33 protein-coding genes are annotated in these 18,922 nt (G+C 66.9%); all 33 read right to left on the bottom strand.

Translation table 11 applies throughout. The features are described 5' to 3' along the window. Positions 1-66: 66 nt before the first annotated feature. The 33 genes from rplQ to tuf all read right to left on the bottom strand — a co-directional run bounded on the left by rplQ (position 67) and on the right by tuf (position 18,839). Complete coding sequence (rplQ, locus tag CRP55_RS26030) at positions 67-651, bottom strand: 50S ribosomal protein L17 (protein WP_097322754.1); 585 nt, start codon at positions 649-651, stop codon at positions 67-69. Between the two features lie 34 nt (positions 652-685). Then, positions 686-1,708 (bottom strand): DNA-directed RNA polymerase subunit alpha, encoded by a 1,023-nt coding sequence (locus CRP55_RS26035; RefSeq protein ID WP_097322755.1) that lies wholly within the window; start codon positions 1,706-1,708, stop codon positions 686-688. 87 nt (positions 1,709-1,795) lie between these two features. Continuing rightward, positions 1,796-2,422 (bottom strand): 30S ribosomal protein S4, encoded by a 627-nt coding sequence (rpsD, locus tag CRP55_RS26040; protein WP_097322756.1) that lies wholly within the window; start codon positions 2,420-2,422, stop codon positions 1,796-1,798. A 16-nt stretch (positions 2,423-2,438) separates the two neighbouring features. Continuing rightward, complete coding sequence (gene rpsK, locus CRP55_RS26045; protein WP_014440747.1) at positions 2,439-2,846, bottom strand: 30S ribosomal protein S11; 408 nt, start codon at positions 2,844-2,846, stop codon at positions 2,439-2,441. Between the two features lie 17 nt (positions 2,847-2,863). Beyond that, a complete protein-coding gene (gene rpsM / locus CRP55_RS26050) occupies positions 2,864-3,244 on the bottom strand; it encodes a 30S ribosomal protein S13 (protein WP_097322757.1) in 381 nt (126 codons plus the stop codon). Between the two features lie 149 nt (positions 3,245-3,393). Continuing rightward, positions 3,394-3,510: a 50S ribosomal protein L36 gene (gene rpmJ / locus CRP55_RS26055; protein ID WP_015619018.1), complete on the bottom strand. Its 117-nt coding sequence runs from the start codon at positions 3,508-3,510 to the stop codon at positions 3,394-3,396. A 49-nt stretch (positions 3,511-3,559) separates the two neighbouring features. Next, positions 3,560-3,781: a translation initiation factor IF-1 gene (gene infA / locus CRP55_RS26060; RefSeq protein ID WP_007073013.1), complete on the bottom strand. Its 222-nt coding sequence runs from the start codon at positions 3,779-3,781 to the stop codon at positions 3,560-3,562. 186 nt (positions 3,782-3,967) lie between these two features. Then, complete coding sequence (locus CRP55_RS26065; RefSeq protein ID WP_245923380.1) at positions 3,968-4,555, bottom strand: DUF1707 SHOCT-like domain-containing protein; 588 nt, start codon at positions 4,553-4,555, stop codon at positions 3,968-3,970. 45 nt (positions 4,556-4,600) lie between these two features. Then, positions 4,601-5,434, bottom strand: coding sequence for a type I methionyl aminopeptidase (map, locus tag CRP55_RS26070; RefSeq protein ID WP_097322759.1), 834 nt, complete (start codon positions 5,432-5,434; stop codon positions 4,601-4,603). A gap of 1 nt (position 5,435) precedes the next feature. Next, the gene (locus CRP55_RS26075; protein WP_030436520.1) at positions 5,436-6,089 is read right to left on the bottom strand and encodes an adenylate kinase; all 654 of its coding nucleotides are present in this window, start codon (positions 6,087-6,089) and stop codon (positions 5,436-5,438) included. A 65-nt stretch (positions 6,090-6,154) separates the two neighbouring features. After that, a complete protein-coding gene (gene secY / locus CRP55_RS26080; RefSeq protein ID WP_097322760.1) occupies positions 6,155-7,498 on the bottom strand; it encodes a preprotein translocase subunit SecY in 1,344 nt (447 codons plus the stop codon). Positions 7,499-7,741: 243 nt separating this feature from the next. Beyond that, positions 7,742-8,185, bottom strand: coding sequence for a 50S ribosomal protein L15 (gene rplO / locus CRP55_RS26085; RefSeq protein ID WP_097322761.1), 444 nt, complete (start codon positions 8,183-8,185; stop codon positions 7,742-7,744). Next, a complete protein-coding gene (rpmD, locus tag CRP55_RS26090) occupies positions 8,185-8,367 on the bottom strand; it encodes a 50S ribosomal protein L30 (RefSeq protein ID WP_014687772.1) in 183 nt (60 codons plus the stop codon). Before rpmD ends, rplO begins: the two co-directional genes overlap by 1 nt. Next, positions 8,367-8,990, bottom strand: coding sequence for a 30S ribosomal protein S5 (gene rpsE, locus CRP55_RS26095; protein ID WP_097322762.1), 624 nt, complete (start codon positions 8,988-8,990; stop codon positions 8,367-8,369). Before rpsE ends, rpmD begins: the two co-directional genes overlap by 1 nt. Before the next feature lie 13 nt (positions 8,991-9,003). Next, positions 9,004-9,399: a 50S ribosomal protein L18 gene (rplR, locus tag CRP55_RS26100; protein ID WP_097322763.1), complete on the bottom strand. Its 396-nt coding sequence runs from the start codon at positions 9,397-9,399 to the stop codon at positions 9,004-9,006. Continuing rightward, on the bottom strand, positions 9,396-9,935 hold the full coding sequence (rplF, locus tag CRP55_RS26105; protein WP_097322764.1) for a 50S ribosomal protein L6: 540 nt from the start codon (positions 9,933-9,935) through the stop codon (positions 9,396-9,398). Before rplF ends, rplR begins: the two co-directional genes overlap by 4 nt. 17 nt (positions 9,936-9,952) lie before the next feature. Next, the gene (rpsH, locus tag CRP55_RS26110; protein ID WP_097322765.1) at positions 9,953-10,360 is read right to left on the bottom strand and encodes a 30S ribosomal protein S8; all 408 of its coding nucleotides are present in this window, start codon (positions 10,358-10,360) and stop codon (positions 9,953-9,955) included. A gap of 74 nt (positions 10,361-10,434) precedes the next feature. Further along, positions 10,435-10,620 carry a type Z 30S ribosomal protein S14 gene (locus CRP55_RS26115; RefSeq protein ID WP_014440734.1) on the bottom strand — a complete coding sequence of 62 codons (186 nt, stop codon included), beginning with the start codon at positions 10,618-10,620 and terminating at the stop codon, positions 10,435-10,437. A 2-nt stretch (positions 10,621-10,622) separates the two neighbouring features. Then, positions 10,623-11,192: a 50S ribosomal protein L5 gene (rplE, locus tag CRP55_RS26120; protein WP_097322766.1), complete on the bottom strand. Its 570-nt coding sequence runs from the start codon at positions 11,190-11,192 to the stop codon at positions 10,623-10,625. After that, positions 11,192-11,512, bottom strand: a complete 321-nt coding sequence (gene rplX / locus CRP55_RS26125; RefSeq protein WP_097322767.1) for a 50S ribosomal protein L24 — start codon at positions 11,510-11,512, stop codon at positions 11,192-11,194. The genes rplE and rplX overlap by 1 nt, the downstream gene beginning before the upstream one ends. After that, positions 11,509-11,877 (bottom strand): 50S ribosomal protein L14, encoded by a 369-nt coding sequence (gene rplN / locus CRP55_RS26130; RefSeq protein ID WP_015619002.1) that lies wholly within the window; start codon positions 11,875-11,877, stop codon positions 11,509-11,511. The genes rplX and rplN overlap by 4 nt, the downstream gene beginning before the upstream one ends. A 95-nt stretch (positions 11,878-11,972) precedes the next feature. After that, the gene (gene rpsQ / locus CRP55_RS26135) at positions 11,973-12,251 is read right to left on the bottom strand and encodes a 30S ribosomal protein S17 (RefSeq protein ID WP_097322768.1); all 279 of its coding nucleotides are present in this window, start codon (positions 12,249-12,251) and stop codon (positions 11,973-11,975) included. Beyond that, on the bottom strand, positions 12,248-12,481 hold the full coding sequence (rpmC, locus tag CRP55_RS26140) for a 50S ribosomal protein L29 (protein ID WP_097322769.1): 234 nt from the start codon (positions 12,479-12,481) through the stop codon (positions 12,248-12,250). Before rpmC ends, rpsQ begins: the two co-directional genes overlap by 4 nt. Further along, entirely contained in the window at positions 12,481-12,906 is a 426-nt protein-coding gene (gene rplP, locus CRP55_RS26145; protein WP_097322770.1) for a 50S ribosomal protein L16, read from the bottom strand. The genes rpmC and rplP overlap by 1 nt, the downstream gene beginning before the upstream one ends. 3 nt (positions 12,907-12,909) lie before the next feature. Further along, entirely contained in the window at positions 12,910-13,767 is an 858-nt protein-coding gene (gene rpsC, locus CRP55_RS26150; RefSeq protein WP_097322771.1) for a 30S ribosomal protein S3, read from the bottom strand. Next, entirely contained in the window at positions 13,767-14,228 is a 462-nt protein-coding gene (rplV, locus tag CRP55_RS26155; protein ID WP_097322772.1) for a 50S ribosomal protein L22, read from the bottom strand. Before rplV ends, rpsC begins: the two co-directional genes overlap by 1 nt. 31 nt (positions 14,229-14,259) lie before the next feature. Next, positions 14,260-14,541: a 30S ribosomal protein S19 gene (gene rpsS / locus CRP55_RS26160; RefSeq protein WP_097322773.1), complete on the bottom strand. Its 282-nt coding sequence runs from the start codon at positions 14,539-14,541 to the stop codon at positions 14,260-14,262. Positions 14,542-14,554: 13 nt separating this feature from the next. Then, a complete protein-coding gene (gene rplB / locus CRP55_RS26165) occupies positions 14,555-15,394 on the bottom strand; it encodes a 50S ribosomal protein L2 (RefSeq protein WP_097322774.1) in 840 nt (279 codons plus the stop codon). 14 nt (positions 15,395-15,408) lie between these two features. After that, entirely contained in the window at positions 15,409-15,711 is a 303-nt protein-coding gene (gene rplW, locus CRP55_RS26170) for a 50S ribosomal protein L23 (protein WP_097322775.1), read from the bottom strand. After that, positions 15,708-16,355, bottom strand: a complete 648-nt coding sequence (rplD, locus tag CRP55_RS26175; RefSeq protein WP_097322776.1) for a 50S ribosomal protein L4 — start codon at positions 16,353-16,355, stop codon at positions 15,708-15,710. Before rplD ends, rplW begins: the two co-directional genes overlap by 4 nt. After that, positions 16,352-17,002 (bottom strand): 50S ribosomal protein L3, encoded by a 651-nt coding sequence (gene rplC / locus CRP55_RS26180; RefSeq protein WP_097322777.1) that lies wholly within the window; start codon positions 17,000-17,002, stop codon positions 16,352-16,354. The genes rplD and rplC overlap by 4 nt, the downstream gene beginning before the upstream one ends. Before the next feature lie 13 nt (positions 17,003-17,015). Next, complete coding sequence (gene rpsJ / locus CRP55_RS26185) at positions 17,016-17,324, bottom strand: 30S ribosomal protein S10 (RefSeq protein ID WP_097322778.1); 309 nt, start codon at positions 17,322-17,324, stop codon at positions 17,016-17,018. Between the two features lie 321 nt (positions 17,325-17,645). Beyond that, a complete protein-coding gene (gene tuf, locus CRP55_RS26190) occupies positions 17,646-18,839 on the bottom strand; it encodes an elongation factor Tu (RefSeq protein ID WP_097322779.1) in 1,194 nt (397 codons plus the stop codon). Positions 18,840-18,922: the final 83 nt, after the last annotated feature.

Raw genomic sequence — 18,922 nt, forward strand, 5'->3', positions numbered from 1 at the left:
CCCCCACACACACAAAGAAAAGACCCGGTGCTCCCGCAGTGGGAGCACCGGGTCTTTCGCGTTACGTCACGCCTTGGTGTCGTCGCCCTCGGCCTGGTCGCCCGGGCCCTCGGCACCCTTGTCACCGGACGCGTTGACCGGAGCCTCGGCGTCCTGGTCGGCGTCGGTGTCGGCCTTGGCGGCCGGCGCGGCGGCCGGAGCCTCGTCCTCGCGGGCCAGGGCCTCGACCTTGTCCTGCTGCGCGGTCGCCTTGCGGGCGGCCTTCTTGGCCGGCGCGGTGGTCGCCGCCACCTGGAGCTCCTCGACCAGCTCGATGACGGCCATGGGAGCGGCGTCACCCTTGCGCGGGCCGGTCTTGGTGATCCGGGTGTAGCCGCCCGGGCGGTTGCCGTAGCGCGGCGCGATCTGCTCGAACAGGGCGTACACGACGTCCTTGTCCTTCACCGTGGCCAGCACGCGGCGACGGTTGTGCAGGTCGCCGCGCTTGGCCTTGGTGATGAGCTGCTCAGCCAGGGGGCGCAGCCGACGGGCCTTGGCCTCAGTGGTCTTGATCTTCCCGTGCCGGAAAAGCTCGGTGGCCAGGTTGGCCAGGATGAGCTTCTCGTGCGCCGGGCTGCCGCCGAGGCGGGCTCCCTTGGTGGGCGTGGGCATTCCTAATGCTCCTTGTAAAAGGCGGCCGGGCTACTTAGAGCTGCTCGGTCTCGCGGTAGTCGTCGGTGTCGTAGTCCACGTCGCCGAACGAGTCCACGACGTGCGCGGGGTCGAAGGACGGCGCGCTGTCCTTGAGGCCCAGGCCCATTCCGGCGAGCTTCATCTTGACCTCGTCGATGCTCTTCTGACCGAAATTCCTTATATCCAGAAGGTCGGCCTCCGTCCGCCCGATGAGTTCACCAACGCTGTTGATGCCCTCACGCTTGAGACAGTTGTACGACCGGACGGTCAGGTCCAGCTCCTCGATCGGCAGAGCCAGGTCGGCAGCGAGCTGCGCGTCCTGCGGCGACGGGCCGATGTCGATGCCCTCGGCGGTCTCGTCCAGCTCACGGCAGAGCCCGAACAGCTCGACCAGGGTCGAGCCGGCCGAGGCCAGCGCGGTGCGGGGCGAGATGGACGCCTTCGACTCGACGTCGATGATGAGGCGGTCGAAGTCGGTGCGCTGCTCGACACGGGTCGCCTCGACGCGGTAGGTCACCTTCATGACCGGCGAGTAGATCGAGTCGACCGGGATGCGGCCGATCTCGGCGCCGGCGCTCTTGTTCTGCGCCGCCGTGACGTAGCCACGGCCCCGCTCGACGGTGAGCTCCATGTCGAGCCGGCCCTTGCTGTTGAGCGTGGCCAGCTTCAGGTCGGGGTTGTGCACGGACACGCCGGCCGGGGGCTGGATGTCACCGGCGGTGACGTCGCCCGGGCCCTGCTTGCGCAGGTACATGCTGACCGGCTCGTCGTGCTCGGAGCTGACGGTGAGCTCCTTGACGTTCATGACCAGCTCGACCACATCCTCCTTGACACCGGGGATGGTGGTGAACTCGTGCAGAACACCGTCGATCTTGATGCTGGTGACAGCAGCACCGGGGATGGACGACAGCAGGGTACGCCGCAGCGAGTTGCCGAGGGTGTACCCGAAACCGGGCTCCAGGGGCTCGATGGTGAACCGGGAGCGGGTCTCGCTGATCGACTCCTCGGAGAGGGTCGGCCGCTGGCTGATGAGCACGCTACTTCTTCTTTCTGTCGGGCCACCCACTATTTGATGGCCTTCGGTGATGCACCGGGGGCGCCGAACGGCGCCCCCGGTAGAGCACTACTTGGAGTAGAGCTCGACGATCAGCTGCTCCTGGACCTGCGTGTCGATGACAGCGCGGGCCGGGAGCGAGTGCACGAGGACCTTCATCTCGCTCGGGATCGGCTCCAGCCACGCCGGAACCGGACGCGAACCGGCCTGAGCCTGGGCGACGACGAAAGGAGTCATCTCCTTCGACTTCTCCCGGGTCGTGATGATGTCCTTCTCCTTGACGCGGTACGACGGGATGTCGACCTTCACGCCGTTGACCAGGAAGTGGCCGTGCTTGACCAGCTGCCGGGCCATGTCCCGGGACTGCGCGAGGCCGGCCCGGTAGACGACGTTGTCGAGACGGGACTCGAGGATCTGCAGGAGGACCTCACCGGTCTTGCCCTGCTTGTTGACCGCTTCCTCGTAGTAACCGCGGAACTGCTTCTCGAGCACGCCGTAGACTCGGCGGGCCTTCTGCTTCTCGCGGTGCTGCAGCAGGTACTCGGTCTCCTTGGTCCGGCCACGGCCGTGCTGGCCGGGCGGGAAGGGACGCGACTCGAACGGGCACTTCGGCCCGTCGCACTTGCTGCCCTTGAGGAACAGCTTCATCTTCTCGCGGCGGCAGCGCTTGCAGTCCGCACCTGTGTAACGAGCCATTGCTTCTGTCTCTCCCTTAGACCCGGCGGCGCTTCGGCGGACGGCAACCGTTGTGCGGCTGCGGCGTGACGTCGGAGATCTGCCCGACCTCGAGGCCGGCGGCCTGCAGCGAACGGATGGCGGTCTCACGGCCGGAGCCCGGACCCTTGACGAACACGTCCACCTTGCGCATGCCGTGCTCCATGGCACGGCGAGCGGCGGCCTCGGCGGCCAGCTGCGCGGCGAACGGGGTCGACTTGCGGGAGCCCTTGAAGCCCACCTGGCCGGAGGAGGCCCAGGAGATCACAGCACCGGTCGGGTCGGTGATCGACACGATGGTGTTGTTGAAGGTGCTCTTGATGTGCGCCTGCCCGTGGGCGACGTTCTTGCGTTCCTTGCGCCGGACCTTCTTTACTGCGGCCCCTGCGCGTGCCTTCGGTGGCATAAGTCAGTGCGCTCCTATTACTTCCGACCGGGCTTCTTCTTACCGGCGACCGTGCGCTTCGGGCCCTTGCGGGTACGAGCGTTGGTCCGGGTCCGCTGACCGCGGACGGGGAGACCCCGGCGGTGGCGGATGCCGGCGTAAGAGCCGATCTCGACCTTGCGGCGGATGTCCGCGGCGACCTCGCGGCGCAGGTCACCCTCAACCTTGAAATTGCCCTCGATGTAGTCGCGGAGCTGGACCAGCTCCTCGTCCGTGAGGTCCTTGGCGCGCTTGTTCAGGTCAATCGCGGTGGCGGTCAGTGCCTCGACGGCACGGGTGCGACCGATCCCGTAGATGTAGGTGAGCGCGATCTCCATGCGCTTTTCGCGTGGGAGATCGACGCCGACGAGTCGTGCCATGAAAGGGCGTACTCCTCAGAATCGTTCGGAGGTCTAAGCCCGTCCCACCCCGCCTGCCCGGGCGGGCCCCGGCCTCCGCGCCGGGGGTGTAGCCACTAGGTGGCTGGAACGAGCTCTTGCAGTTGACGGATCTGGCAGCGAGCCGGGGCTCAGCCCTGGCGCTGCTTGTGGCGCGCGTCGGTCTTGCAGATGACCATGACGCGGCCGTGCCGCCGGATGACCCGGCAGTTGTTGCAGATCCGCTTGACGCTCGGCTTGACCTTCACGGTTTGCCTTAACTCTCAGCGGGACGGGATACGAGGTCCCCGCGCCCAGTCACTTGTAGCGGTAGACGATTCGCCCACGGGTGAGGTCGTACGGCGACAGCTCGACGACGACTCTGTCCTCGGGAAGGATGCGGATGTAGTGCTGCCGCATCTTGCCGGAGATGTGTGCAAGTACCTTGTGACCATTAGCGAGCTCAACGCGGAACATGGCGTTCGGCAGGGGCTCGATCACGCGGCCCTCGATCTCGATGGCTCCGTCTTTCTTAGGCATGTCCTCCGCTACCTGACACTGGGAATCGGGGCTAACGCGCCGCACGTCTTTACCGGGCCGTGAAGGCCCGGGCCAGCCGCGGCACCCGGCAGTCCTCGAAGCGCTGAGGACATGCGGGAGTGGACGCAGGCGCGCCAGCTAGCCAGTGTACGCCCGCTCAGCAGCGACACCAAACCGAGGTCTCCGCTACCCGTGGTCGGGTGTGTCGGCGACCTTTGAATCGGACATATCCCACTTTTGCGGGGGCGATGGAGGGAGCTGGGTCTGCTTTTCGGCCTTGAGGGCCGCCCGACGCTCACGCTTGCGTTCCTTGCGCTCGCGTTTGCGCTCCCGCTCCTCGACCATCTTGCGGGGCGCTCCACCGGCGAGGCCGCCGATGGTGGCGAACAGCTGCAGCAGGCCCCACGGGCCGGCCACCCAGATCGGCCAGAAGTAGCCCCACTCGTTGCCGGCCAGGCTCGTGATGAACCAGATGGCCGTGGTCAGCAAGGTGACGAAGGCCCACGAGCCCCACACCTGGCGGATCCACTCGGCCGTCGCCTCGCGCCCGGCGGTGGCCGCGACCTTGGCCACCGGCGCCGGCTGGGCCGGTCTGCTGCCGGGTAGATCGGCGATCAGAAGATCGAGTTCGGCGTACGTCTTCGCGGCGTACGCCGACTGGAGGCGCTCGTCGTACTCGGCCAGGTCGAGCCGGCCCTCGTCCAGCGCGGTCTTGAGCGTGTCGGCGATCTGCCGGCGGTCATCGTCACCGGCGCGCATCTGGTCACGGCTCATACCACCCAGAGTGCCAGCCCGGCACCAGAACCGGAAGCTTCGGCCTCAGGGCTGTCGAGAGGTCACCAGATCGCCGAGGCGGGCCCGGCCACCGTCCGGCGCCGTGGTGACCCACACACCGTCCTCCAGCAGCGCCATGGTGTGCTCCACGTGGGCGGCGTACGAGCCGTCGCGGGTCACCACGGTCCAGCCGTCGTCGAGCTCGGCCGTGCGCGGCGAGCCCATCGTGATCATCGGCTCGATGGCCAGGCACAGGCCGGGCACCAGCCGCGGGCCCTTGCCCGGCTTGCCGTGGTTGAGCACGTGCGGGTCCTGGTGCATCTCGGTGCCGATGCCGTGGCCGCCGTAGCCGTCCACGATCCCGTAGCGCCCGCCCTTGCGGACGGCCTTCTCCACGTTGAAGGAGATGTCGGTGAGCTTGCCCCGGCCGTTGGCCGCGCCCCGGGCGGCGGCCGCGATGCCGGCCCACATGGCGTCCTCGGCCACCTCGGCCATGCGCAGCAGCGCCGGGTCGGTCTCGCCGACCCCGACCGTGATGGCCGAGTCGCCGTGCCAGCCGTCGAGGATGGCACCGCAGTCGAGCGAGATGAGGTCGCCCTCTTTCAGGATCTGCTCGTTGCCCGGGATGCCGTGCACGACCTGGTCGTTGACCGAGGCGCAGATCGAGGCCGGGAAGCCGTGGTAGCCCTTGAAGGACGGGATGGCGCCGGAGTCGCGGATGACCTTCTCCGCGATCGCGTCGAGATCACCCGTCGAGACACCGGGCGCCACGGCCTCACGCATCGCCTCGAGCGCCGCGAAGACCACGAGCCCGGCGGCCCGCATCCTCTCGATCTGCTCGGGCGTCTTGATCTGGATGTCGAGTTGGGGGCGGCGCACGTCAGCCCCCGTACGACCGCAGGGCGTCGATGGCGCGCACGGTGACGTCCTCGACCGGCCCGGTGGCGTCGATGCCCACCAGCTTGCCCTGAGCGCCGTAGAAGTCGACCAGAGGAGCGGTCTTCTCCGCGTACTCGACCAGGCGGTTGGCGATCGTCTCGGCCTTGTCGTCGTCCCGCTGGAACAGCTCCGACCCGCAGCGGTCGCAGATGTTCTCCTTGCTGGTCGGGTCGAACTCGACGTGCCAGATCTTGCCGCAGCCGCGGCAGGTCCGGCGGCCGGAGAGCCGCCGGATGACCTCGTCGTCGTCGACCACGAGCTCCATCACCAGGTCGAGCGCGGTGCCCAGATCGGCCAGGAGCTTGTCGAGCGCCGACGCCTGGGGAACCGTGCGCGGGAAGCCGTCGAGCAGGAAGCCGTCGCCGGCGTCCGGCTCGGCCAGCCTGTCCCGGACCATGTTGATGGTCACCTCGTCCGGGACGAGCTGGCCCGCGTCCATGTACCGCTTCGCCTCGACACCGAGCGGCGTTCCCTGCGACACGTTCGCCCGGAAGATGTCGCCCGTCGAGATCTTCGGTACGGCGAGATGGGCGGCAATGAACTCAGCCTGGGTCCCCTTGCCGGCCCCCGGAGGGCCCACCAGCACCAGCCGCACCTACATCGCCTCGCTTTGAGTCGTTGAGATCCTCGACGCAAGAGCCCCCCGGCTCCCGGTCGCCACTACCGGAGGAATCCTTCGTAGTTGCGCTGCATCAGCTGGCTCTCGATCTGCTTCACCGTCTCCAGACCCACACCCACCATGATCAGCACGGCCGTACCACCGAACGGGAAGTTCTGGTACTGCTGCTGGTTCAGCCAGATGAAGAAGAAGTTCGGCAGGACCGAGATCAGACCCAGGTAGAGCGCGCCCGGCAGGGTGATCCGGCTGAGGATGAAGTCCAGGTAGTCGGCGGTCGGCTTGCCCGGGCGGATGCCCGGCACGAAACCACCGTACTTCTTCATGTTGTCCGCGACCTCGGTCGGGTTGAACGTGATCGAGACGTAGAAGTACGTGAAGAAGATGATCAGCAGGAAGTAGACGCCGATGTAGATCTCGCTCGTCGGGTCGGCCAGCCACTTCTGGATCCAGACCTGGTAACCCTTGAGGTTGTTCGGGTCGAAGAACTGCAGGTACAGCTGCGGCAGGTAGAGCAGCGACGACGCGAAGATGACCGGGACGACACCGGCCTGGTTGACCTTGAGCGGGATGTAGGTCGACGTGCCGCCGTACATCCGCCGGCCGATCATCCGCTTGGCGTACTGCACCGGGATGCGGCGCTGGGCCTGCTCGATGAAGACCACCAGGCCGATGATGACCAGGACCAGGACGATGACGAGGACGAACTTGCCGACGCCGCTCGACTCCTTGATCGTCCAGCCCTCACCGGGGAGGCGGGCGGCGATCGAGGTGAAGATCAGGACGGACATGCCGTTGCCGACGCCGCGGTCGGTGATGAGCTCACCGAGCCACATGACCATGCCGGTGCCGGCGGTCATCGTCAGCACCAGGACCGAGAGCGTGAGCCACATCGGCAGCCCGGTGTTCTCCGGGATGATCTGCGTCGAGGGGTCGTTCTGGTCGCACGCGTTGCCGAACAGCTGGCCGGTCCGCGCCAGGGCGACGAACGCCGAGGACTGCAGGACCGCGAGGCCGAGCGTCAGGTAGCGGGTGTACTGCGTGATCTTCGCCTGGCCGGACTGGCCCTCCTTGCGGAGCTGCTCGAGGCGGGGAATCACCACGGTCAGCAGCTGCAGGATGATGGAGGCGGTGATGTACGGCATGATGCCGAGCGCGAACACCGACAACTGGAGCAGCGCGCCACCTGAGAACAGGTTCAGCAGGTTGAGGACGCCGCCGGAGTTCTGGTCGTTCACGATCTGGATGCACTTCTGCACGTTGGTGTACGAGACACCGGGGCTGGGCAACGTAGCGCCGAGCCGGTACAGAGCGATGATCGCGACCGTGAACAAAAGTTTCTTGCGCAGGTCAGGCGTCCGGAACGCACTGGTAAAGGCGGAGAGCAACTTCTTCCTCCTGCGCGAGGTTTTCCGCCGCGTCGGGCGGGTGGGGGAAGGCATCGGTCCGGACGACCGATATCTCTAGCTGGCAACGGACTCTAACAGTCTTGTCGCCCCACGGTGGAGCACGGTAGCCGTCACCGCGGGTAGGCATTTCACCCGGTTATGAAACCCCAGGTCAGACGCCAGAATGGGGATGCCGCCCGAACGACGCGTTTCGCGTCGCCCGGGCGAGCACCCCCACGAGCATCACAGCTCGGTGGCGGAACCACCAGCAGCGGCGATCTTTTCCTTGGCCGACTCGCTGAACGCGTGAGCCGAGATGGTCAGCGAAACGCCGTCCAGCTCGCCCGAGCCCAGCACCTTGACCAGCTGGCCCTTGCGGACCGCGCCGGCCTGAACCAGCTCGTCCGGTCCGACCTCGCCGCCGTTCGGGAACAGCGCGGCGAGACGGTCCAGGTTCACGACCTGGAAGACGACCTTGTTCTTGTTCTTGAAGCCCTTCAGCTTCGGCAGCCGCATGTGGATGGGCATCTGCCCACCCTCGAAGCGGGCCGGAACCTGGTAGCGGGCCTTGGTGCCCTTGGTACCGCGACCGGCGGTCTTACCCTTGGAGCCCTCACCACGACCCACGCGGGTCTTGGGGGTCTTGGCTCCGGGCGCCGGGCGGAGGTGGTGGACCTTGATCGCCATTACTCGACCTCCTCAACAGTGACGAGGTGGTTCACGGCGAAGATCATGCCCCGGATCTCGGGACGGTCCTCCTTGACCACCACATCGTTGATCCGCTTCAGGCCGAGCGAACGCAGCGAGTCCCGCTGGTTCTGCTTGCGCCCGATCTCGGACCGGATCTGGGTGACCTTCAAACGTGCCATTATCGCACCGCCGCTTCCGCACGCGCCGCCAGCATGGCGGCCGGCGCGACGTCCTCGACCGGGAGGCCACGGCGAGCCGCGACGGCCTCCGGCGACTCCAGGCCCTTCAGAGCGGCCACGGTCGCGTGCACGATGTTGATCGGGTTCGACGAGCCGAGGCTCTTCGACAGCACGTCGTGGATGCCCGCGCACTCCAGCACGGCACGCACCGGGCCACCGGCGATGACGCCGGTACCGGCGGAGGCCGGCTTGAGGAGCACGACACCCGCGGCGGCTTCACCGGTGATCGGGTGCGGGATCGTGGCGCCGATCCGCGGAACCTTGAAGAAGTGCTTCTTGGCCTCCTCGACACCCTTGGCGATGGCCGCGGGCACCTCCTTGGCCTTTCCGTAGCCGATGCCGACGGTGCCGTCGCCGTCGCCCACGATCACCAGAGCGGTGAAGCTGAAGCGACGACCGCCCTTGACGACCTTGGCGACACGGTTGATCGCGACGACCCGCTCGAGATGCGGGGTCTTCTCGACGGGCGCGTTGCCGCGACCGCCCTCACGGCGGTTGTCCCTGCGGTTGCCACCCTCGGTGTTACCGCCGGACCCGCCGCCTCGGCGCTGCTGACCAGGCATTGGTCAATTCCTCCTAGAACTCGAGTCCGGCTTCGCGAGCGGCATCGGCCAGCGAGGCGATCCGCCCCGCGTACTTGTTGCCACCGCGGTCGAAGACGACCTTGGACACGCCCGCGGCCTTGGCCCGCTCGGCGAGGAGAGCGCCGACCTTGCCGGCCTGCGCGCTCTTGTCACCCTCGCCACCCCGCAGGGAGGTGTCGAGCGTGGAGGCCGAGGCCAGCGTGTGGCCCTTGAGGTCGTCGATGATCTGCGCGGTGATGTGCCGCGCGGAACGGGTGACGACCAGACGCGGCCGCTCGGCGGTGCCGAAGACGTTCCGGCGGACTCGGAAGTGGCGACGCGCCTTCCCGACAGCCCGCTTGGCGGAGACACCCGCGCCATTGCGACGCTTGAGAAGCGTGGCGGTCACTTCTTACCTGCCTTTCCAGCCTTGCGGCGGATGACCTCGCCCTGGTACTTGACGCCCTTGCCCTTGTAGGGCTCCGGCGGGCGGATCTTCCGAATGTTGGCGGCAACCTCGCCGACCAGCTGCTTGTCGATGCCCGAGACCGTGAACTGGGTCGGCTTCTCGACCGAGAAGCTGATACCCGCCGGCGGCACGATGTTGACCGGGTGCGAGAAGCCCAGGGCGAACTCGAGGTCCTTGCCCTTGGCGGTCACGCGGTAGCCGGTGCCGTTGATCTCGAGCGTCTTCTTGTAGCCCTCGGTGACGCCGACGATCATGTTGGCGACGAGGGTACGCGACAGGCCGTGCAGCTCCTTGGCCTTGCGCTCGTCGTTGGGGCGGTTGACGTGCAGCTCAGCGCCCTCCTGCTCGACCGTGATCGGCTCGGAGACGGTGTGCGACAGTTCGCCCTTGGGGCCCTTGACCTTGATGGTCTGGCCCGAGATGGTGACGTCGACGCCGGCCGGGACCGGGATCGACTTACGTCCGATTCGCGACATGGTTTCTCAGTCTCCCGTTACCAGACGAAGGCGAGGACTTCCCCGCCAACGCTCCGCTTGCGGGCCTGCCGGTCGGTCAGCAGCCCCTGGGACGTCGAAATGATCGCGACGCCCAGGCCGCCGAGCACCCGGGGGAGCTCCTCGGACTTGGCGTACACCCGGAGACCGGGCTTGGAAACGCGCTTGATCCCGGCGAGACTGCGCTCGCGGTTCTGGCCGTACTTGAGCTCAACGACCAGACGCCGTCCGACAGCGCCTTCCTCGGGCTCCTCGGCCGACCAGGAGGCGATGTAACCCTCGCTCTTGAGGACCTCGGCGATGTTCGCCTTGATCTTCGAGAAGGGCATGGTCACCTTGTCGTGGTACGCCTGGTTGGCGTTACGCAGACGCGTCAGCATGTCTGCGATCGGGTCCGTCATCGTCATGGGTGTTCGTCAACCTTTCTCGCCGGGGTTCCCGCAAGCGGGCCTACGGCGAAGCGGTAGTACAAAAAGTCGGGTTACCAAGAAGCCTTCGACACGCCGGGCAGCTCGCCCCGGTGCGCCATGTCCCGCACGCAAACGCGGCACAGGCCGAACTTGCGGTAGACCGAGTGCGGGCGACCGCACTTCTGGCAGCGGGTGTAGGCACGCACGGCGAACTTCGGCTTCGCGGCCGCCTTGATGATCAGCGCCTTCTTAGCCATGCTCAGTTCTCCTTGAACGGGAAGCCCAGGAGCTTGAGCAGCGCCCGGCCCTCGTCGTCGGTCGTCGCGGTGGTGACCACCGTGATGTCCATGCCCCGCGGGCGATCGATCTTGTCCTGGTCGATCTCGTGGAACACCGACTGCTCGGTCAGACCGAAGGTGTAGTTACCGTGCCCGTCGAGCTTGCGCCCGTCGAGGCCGCGGAAGTCACGGATACGCGGGAGGGCGATCGACAGAAGCCGGTCGAGGAACTCCCACATCCGGTCGTTGCGCAGGGTCACCTTCGCGCCGATCGGCATGCCCTCACGCAGCTTGAACTGCGCGATGGACTTGGTCGCCCGCCGCACGAGCGGCTTCTGACCGGTAATGGTGGTCAGGTCACGCACGGCGCCGTCGATCAGCTTGGCGTCGCGGGCGGCCTCGCCAACACCCATGTTCACGACGACCTTCACCAGGCCGGGAACCTGCATGGGGTTGCCGTACTTGTACTGCTCCTGAAGGCCGGCGACGACCTCCGAGCGGTACTTCTGCTTCAGGCGCGGAAGCGCCTTGGTCTCGGTGGCGGCAGTCATCAGATTTCCTTACCGGTCGTACGCGCGATACGGACCTTGGTGCCGTTCTCGTCGACCTTGTACCCGATGCGGGTCGGCTTGCCCTGGTCGTCCACGATCTGCACGTTCGAGATGTGAACGGGGGCTTCCTGGGTCACGATGCCACCGGTCTTCGAACCACGCTGCGTGGTGCGAATGCGTTCGTGCTTCTTGACGCGGTTGACGCCCTCGACGAGGACCTTGTCCTGCCGCGGGTAGGCCGCGATGACCTTGCCCTTGGCACCCTTGTCCTTGCCGGCGATGACGACGACCGTGTCGCCCTTCTTGATCTTCACGGTCAGAGCACCTCCGGCGCCAGGCTGATGATCTTCATGAACCGCTTGTCGCGCAGCTCGCGGCCGACCGGGCCGAAGATGCGGGTACCGCGGGGGTCCCCACCGTCCTTGATGATGACGGCGGCGTTCTCGTCGAAGCGGATGTACGAGCCGTCGGGACGGCGCTTCTCCTTCGCGGTGCGGACGATGACCGCCTTGACGACGTCACCCTTCTTCACACCGGCGCCGGGGATGGCGTCCTTGACCGTGGCCACGATGACGTCGCCGATGCTCGCGTAACGGCGACCGGAGCCGCCGAGCACACGGATGCACAGGATCTCCCGGGCACCAGTGTTGTCGGCGACGCGCAGTCGCGACTCCTGCTGGATCACGTCTGTCTCCTATGTCTGCCAGTTCTTCAGCCGGGGGCCGAAGCTTGGCGGAACGATGGTGGGCTGGGCCGGCCCGTCAGGCCGGCCCAGCGCACTCACTTGGCCTTTTCGAGGATCTCTACGACACGCCACCGCTTGGTGGCCGACAGCGGACGGGTCTCCATCAGGAGAACCCGGTCACCGATGCCGCACGCGTTCTGCTCGTCGTGCACCTTGAGCTTGCGGGTGCGACGCAGAACCTTGCCGTAGAGGGCGTGCTTCACGCGGTCCTCGACCTCGACGACGACGGTCTTGTCCATCTTGTCGCTGACCACGAGGCCCTCGCGGACCTTGCGGTTCGCCCGGGCCGTGGTGGCCGTGCTCTCGTCACTCATGCTGTCACCTCGTCCGGCGCAACCGAGAGCCCGAGCTCACGTTCACGCATGATCGTGTAGATCTTCGCGATGTCCTTGCGGACGACCTGCAGCCGACGGTGATTGTCGAGCTGGCCGGTCGCGCCCTGCACGCGAAGGTTGAACAGCTCCGCCTTGGCCTCCCGCAGCCGCGAAACCAGCTCCTCCTCGGAGAGTTCGCGCAGCTCGGATGCCTTAACGCCCGCTGCCATCAGCTTTCACCCACTTCGCGTGTCACGATGCGGCACTTCATCGGGAGCTTGTGGATCGCGCGGCGCATCGCCTCGCGCGCGATCGTCTCGTTCGGGAAGGACATCTCGAAGAGAATCCGGCCCGGCTTGACGTTCGCCACCCACCACTCGGGAGAACCCTTACCGGAACCCATGCGGGTCTCGGCCGGCTTCTTGGTCAGAGCGTTGTCGGGGAAGACCGAGATCCAGACCTTGCCACCACGCTTGATGTGACGGGTCATCGCGATACGAGCCGACTCGATCTGCCGGTTCGTCACGTACGCGGGCTCCAGCGCCTGGATACCGAACTCACCGAAGACGACCCGGTTGCCGCCCTTGGACGCGCCGTGGCGGTCCGGGTGGTGCGGCTTGCGGAAGCCCTTCGGGGGCTTACGCGGCATCAGCATCTGTCAGCCCTCCTGCTGCGTTTCGGCCTGAGCCGGAGCCGCGGCGACCGCGGCGTCGTTCGTGTTCTCGCCGGCCGGAGTGTCGCCACCCCGAGCCTGCGCGGCCGCGCGACCGGCCTCGGTGCCACCGGCCGTCGTACCCGACGAACCGGAGCGGCCACGACGCGGACGGTCGGGGCGGTCACCACGGTCACGGCGCGGGCGCGCCGGCGCCTCGGTGACGACCTCGCGACCCGGAACGGCGTCGCCCTTGTAGATCCAGACCTTCACGCCGATGCGGCCGAACGTCGTGCGGGCCTCGAAGAAGCCGTACTCGATGTTCGCGCGCAGCGTGTGCAGCGGAACGCGACCCTCACGGTAGAACTCCGTGCGGCTCATCTCCGCGCCGCCGAGACGGCCGGAGACCTGCACACGGATGCCCTTGCAGATCGGGTTCTTCATCGCGGACTGCATGGCCTTGCGCATCGCCCGGCGGAAGCTGACCCGGGAGGACAGCTGCTCGGCGACGCCCTGCGCCACGAGCTGAGCGTCCGACTCCGGGCTCTTCACCTCGAGGATGTTGAGCTGAACCTGCTTGCCGGTGAGCTTCTCGAGCTCGCCGCGGATCCGGTCGGCCTCCGCGCCCTTACGGCCGATGACGATGCCCGGCCGGGCGGTGTGGATGTCGACGCGCACCCGGTCACGGGTCCGCTCGATGTCCACCTTGGAGATGCCGGCACGCTCGAGGCCCTTGGACATCATGCGGCGGATCTTGACGTCCTCGCCGATGTAGTCCTTGTAGAGCTTGTCGGCGAACCACCGCGACTTCCAGTCGGTCGAGATACCGAGGCGGAATCCGGTGGGGTGAACTTTCTGACCCATTACTCGGACTCCTCCGTGGTCTGGGACTGGGCAGCGGGCGCGGCCTTGGCCGGCGCCGCCTTCTTCGCCGCGGCCGCCTTCTTGGCGGGCCGTGCGACCTGGACCGCCTCGACGGCGATCGTGATGTGGCAGGTGCGCTTGCGGATCCGGTAGGCCCGGCCCTGCGCCCGCGGACGGAACCGCTTGAGCGTCGGGCCCTCGTCGACGAACGCCTCGCTCACGAGGAGTGCGTCGGGGTCGAGCCGCTCGTTGTTCTCCGCGTTCGCGATCGCGCTCGCGAGCACCTTGTAGACCTGCTCGCTCGCCGCCTGCGGGGCGAACTGCAGGACGATCAGAGCCTCCTTCGCGGGCAGACCGCGGACGAGGTTGACCACACGGCGTGCCTTGCTCGGCGAGATGCGGACGTGCTTGGCAACCGCACGACTGCCCGGAAGCGCCGGTGCGTCGTTCTTGACTGGCATCGCTGTGACCCCTTTCTTATCCGTGGACTGACTAGCGACGACGGCTCTTGCGGTCGTCCTTCTCGTGACCCTTGAACGTGCGGGTCAGAGCGAACTCGCCGAGCTTGTGACCGACCATGGCCTCGGTGATGAACACCGGGACGTGCTTGCGGCCGTCGTGCACGGCGATCGTGTGCCCGAGCATGTCGGGGATGATCATCGAGCGGCGCGACCACGTCTTGATGACGTTCTTCGAGTTCTTCTCGTTCTGGACTTCCACCTTCTTGAGCAGGTGGTCGTCGACGAACGGGCCCTTCTTCAGGCTGCGTGGCATCTTCTAACTCCCGTTACCCGCGCTTGCGGGTGGCGTAGCGGCGGCGAACGATCAGCTTGTCGCTCTCCTGGCCCTTGCGGCGGGTACGGCCCTCCGGCTTACCAGCCGGGTTGACCGGGTGGCGACCACCCGAGGTCTTACCCTCACCACCACCGTGCGGGTGGTCGATCGGGTTCATGGCGACACCGCGGACGGTCGGGCGCTTGCCCTTCCAGCGCATACGGCCGGCCTTGCCCCAGTTGATGTTCGACTGCTCGGCATTGCCGATCTCGCCGACCGTCGCGCGGCAACGGATGTCGACCCGGCGGATCTCACCGGAGGGCATACGCAGCGTGGCGTACGCGCCCTCACGGCCGAGCAGCTGGATGCCGACACCGGCCGAACGGGCCAGCTTGGCGCCACCGCCGGGACGAAGCTCCACACCGTGGACCGTCGTACCGACCGGGATGTTGCGCAGGGGAAGGTTGTTCCCCGGCTTGATGTCGGCGCCCGGACCGGACTCGACCCGGTCGCCCTGCTTGAGGTCCTTCGGCGCGAGGATGTAGCGCTTCTCGCCGTCGGCGTAGTGCAGCAGCGCGATGCGCGACGTGCGGTTCGGGTCGTACTCGATGTGCGCGACCTTGGCCGGCACGCCGTCCTTGTCGACCCGCTTGAAGTCGATCAGGCGGTACTGCCGCTTGTGGCCGCCGCCCTGGTGCCGCGTGGTGATGCGGCCGTGGACGTTACGTCCACCCTTCTTGGGCAGCGGGACCAGCAGCGACTTCTCCGGCGTGGACCGGGTCAGCTCGGCGAAGTCGGCGACGCTGGAGCCGCGACGGCCCGGCGTGGTCGGCTTGTACTTACGGATAGCCATTGTCTTCTAACCCCTTAGCTGACCGGGCCGCCGAAGGCCTCGATACGGTCGCCGTCAGCCAGCTTGACCATCGCGCGCTTGGTCGCCTTGCGCTGTCCGAAGCCGGTCCGGGTGCGCTTGCGCTTGCCCTCGCGGTTCGCGGTGTTCACCGAGAGCACGCGGACGTTGAAGATCTGCTGGATCGCGATCTTGATCGCGGTCTTGTTCGCGTCCGGGTGGACCTCGAACGTGTACCAGTTCTGGTCGAGGACGCTGTAGCTCTTCTCGGAGACCACCGGGCGGACGATGATGTCGCGCGGGTCAGCGATCGTGGTCACTTGTTCCCCTCCTCGGCCGTCGCCGGGGTGCCCAGGAACTCGTCGAGCGCGTCCTTGGTGAACACAACCTCGTCGGCGACCAGCACGTCGTACGTGTTGAGCTGTCCGGCCTCGAGCAGGTGAACCGTGACCTCGTTGCGCAGCGAGAGCCAGTTGAGCTCGTCGGTGCTGCTGAGCACGACCAGAACCTTGGTGGACTCGGCCACCTTGCGCAGGGTGGCGATGGCGGCCTTGGTCGACGGCGTCTCGCCGCTGACGAAGGACTCGACCACGTGCACCCGGCCGTCGCGGGCCCGGTCGGACAGGGCGCCACGCAGGGCGGCGGCCTTCATCTTCTTGGGCGTCCGCTGGCTGTAGTCGCGCGGCACGGGACCGTGCACGACGCCACCGCCGGTGAACTGCGGCGCGCGGATCGAGCCCTGACGGGCGCGGCCGGTGCCCTTCTGCTTGTAAGGCTTCTTGCCGCCGCCGGCGACCTCGCCGCGGGACTTCGCCTTGTGCGTGCCCTGGCGGGCGGCCGCGAGCTGGGCCACCACGACCTGGTGCATCAGCGGGATGTTGGCCTGGACGTCGAAGACCGAGTCCGGCAGCTCGACCGAGCCGGCCTTGTTGCCCTCAACGTTGATCACGTCAACCGAGCTCACTTGGCACCGCCCTTCTTCGCCGCGGTACGGACCAGGATCAGCGCGCCCTTGGGACCGGGCACCGCGCCCTTGACCAGGATCAGGTTGTTCTCGGTGTCCACCGCCTGCACGGTCAGGTTCTGCACGGTGAAGCGCTGGCTACCCATGCGACCGGCCATCCGGACGCCCTTGAAGACGCGACCCGGGGTCGCGCAGGCGCCGATCGAGCCGGGCGAGCGGTGCTTGCGCTCGACACCGTGGCTGGCCTTGAGGCCGTGGAAGCCGTGCCGCTTCATGACACCGGCGTAGCCCTTGCCCTTGGTCTTACCGGTGACGTCGATCGGCGTGCCGACCGGGAACGTCTCGACGGTGACCTCTTGGCCGAGCTCGTAAGCGTCGGCGTCGCTGGTGCGCATCTCGACGACGTGCCGCCGCGGCGACACACCGGCCTTCGCGAAGTGACCGCCCTCGGGCTTGTTCACCTTGCGCGGGTCGATCGCGCCGTACGCCAGCTGGACGGCGGTGTAGCCGTCCTTCTCATTGGTACGAACCTGGGTCACGACACAAGGGCCGGCCTGGACCACGGTCACGGGGACAACCTTGTTGTTGTCCCAGACCTGGGTCATGCCGAGCTTGGCGCCCAGGATCCCCTTTACTTGCCTGTCCATTAGTCGCAGATCCCTACAGCTTGATCTCGATGTCGACGCCAGCCGGCAGGTCGAGGCGCATGAGCGAGTCGACCGTCTTGGGAGTCGGGTCGATGATGTCGATCAGCCGCTTGTGCGTGCGCATCTCGAAGTGCTCGCGCGAGTCCTTGTACTTGTGCGGCGAGCGGATGACGCAGAAACGGTTGATCTCCGTGGGCAGCGGCACCGGGCCGGCAACCGACGCCCCGGTACGCGTCACAGTCTCGACGATCTTCCGAGCCGAGGAGTCGACGACCTCGTGGTCATAGGCCTTGAGCCGGATGCGGATCTTCTGTCCCGCCATAGTGGCTTCTGTTTCCTTCTCTCGATGCCGCTACAACTGCGAGAGGGGTGCCTCTCGCATGCCGCAGGCTCCACCGGCCAGAACTGGTCGATCCTGCGTTGTCCGACCCCCGCGGTCGGGCGTGTCGCGCCTGCACTCAGAAATCTGCGCACAGCAGCAATCCAGATCACGGGGATCTTGGAGTGTCCAGCGGGCGGCTCAAAAACACACCCCAGACACCCGGCGAGGGTGGGCAGCTGCCAAGGCAGCTACCCACCCCGCTCGGACGCAACCTGACTAGTATGCCGGAAAGAAGCCGGCAATGCTAATCGGGGTACCTCGTCAGACGTTGATCTTCGTGACCGTGCCGGCGCCGACGGTGCGGCCACCCTCACGGATCGCGAACTTCAGGCCCTGCTCCATGGCGATCGGCTGGATCAGCTTGACCGACATGCTGGTGGAGTCGCCCGGCATGACCATCTCGGTGCCCTCGGGCAGCGTGACGACGCCGGTGACGTCCGTGGTGCGGAAGTAGAACTGCGGGCGGTAGTTCTGGAAGAACGGCGTGTGACGGCCGCCCTCCTCCTTCGAGAGGATGTAGACCTGGCCCTCGAACTCCGTGTGCGGAGTGCTGGTGCCGGGCTTGACCACGACCATGCCGCGCTCGACGTCCTCGCGCTTGATACCGCGGAGCAGCAGACCGACGTTCTCACCCGCGCGGGCCTCGTCGAGCAGCTTGCGGAACATCTCGATGCCGGTGCAGACGGTCTTCGTCGACTTCTCGCGGATGCCGACGATCTCGACCTCCTCGTTCGGCTTGAGGATGCCGCGCTCGGCGCGACCCGTGACCACGGTGCCACGACCGGTGATCGTGAAGACGTCCTCGATCGGCATGAGGAACGGCTTCTCGGTCTCACGCTCGGGCTGCGGGATCGCGGTGTCGACCGCGTTCATCAGCTCGAGGAGCTTGCCGGTCCACTCCTTGTCGCCCTCGAGCGCCTTGAGCGCCGAGACGCGCACGACCGGCAGGTCGTCGCCCGGGAACTCGTAGGTGCTGAGCAGCTCGCGGACCTCGAGCTCGACGAGCTCGAGGAGCTCCTCGTCGTCCACCATGTCGCTCTTGTTCAGGGCGACGACGATGTACGGAACGCCGACCTGGCGGGCCAGGAGCACGTGCTCCTTGGTCTGCGGCATCGGGCCGTCGGTCGCGGCGACCACCAGGATCGCGCCGTCCATCTGGGCGGCACCGGTGATCATGTTCTTGATGTAGTCGGCGTGGCCGGGGCAGTCCACGTGCGCGTAGTGACGCGCCGCGGTCTGGTACTCGACGTGTGCGATCGAGATCGTGATGCCGCGGGCCTTCTCCTCCGGCGCCTTGTCGATCTCGTCGAACGGGGTGTACGGGTTGAGGTCCGGGTACTCGTCGTGCAGGACCTTCGTGATGGCCGCAGTCAGCGTCGTCTTACCGTGGTCGATGTGACCAATGGTGCCGATGTTGACGTGCGGCTTAGTCCGCTCGAACTTCGCCTTCGCCACTGGTGTCCTCCTGTGGACTGTGGTTTTTCTTTCGCCCGGCACGCCCGATAAGGCGATGGGGACTCTGTCGACTGCTCGCGCGC

The organism is Paractinoplanes atraurantiacus (assembly GCF_900215205.1).
In the GTDB taxonomy this organism is placed as follows: Bacteria; Actinomycetota; Actinomycetes; order Mycobacteriales; family Micromonosporaceae; genus Actinoplanes; species Actinoplanes atraurantiacus.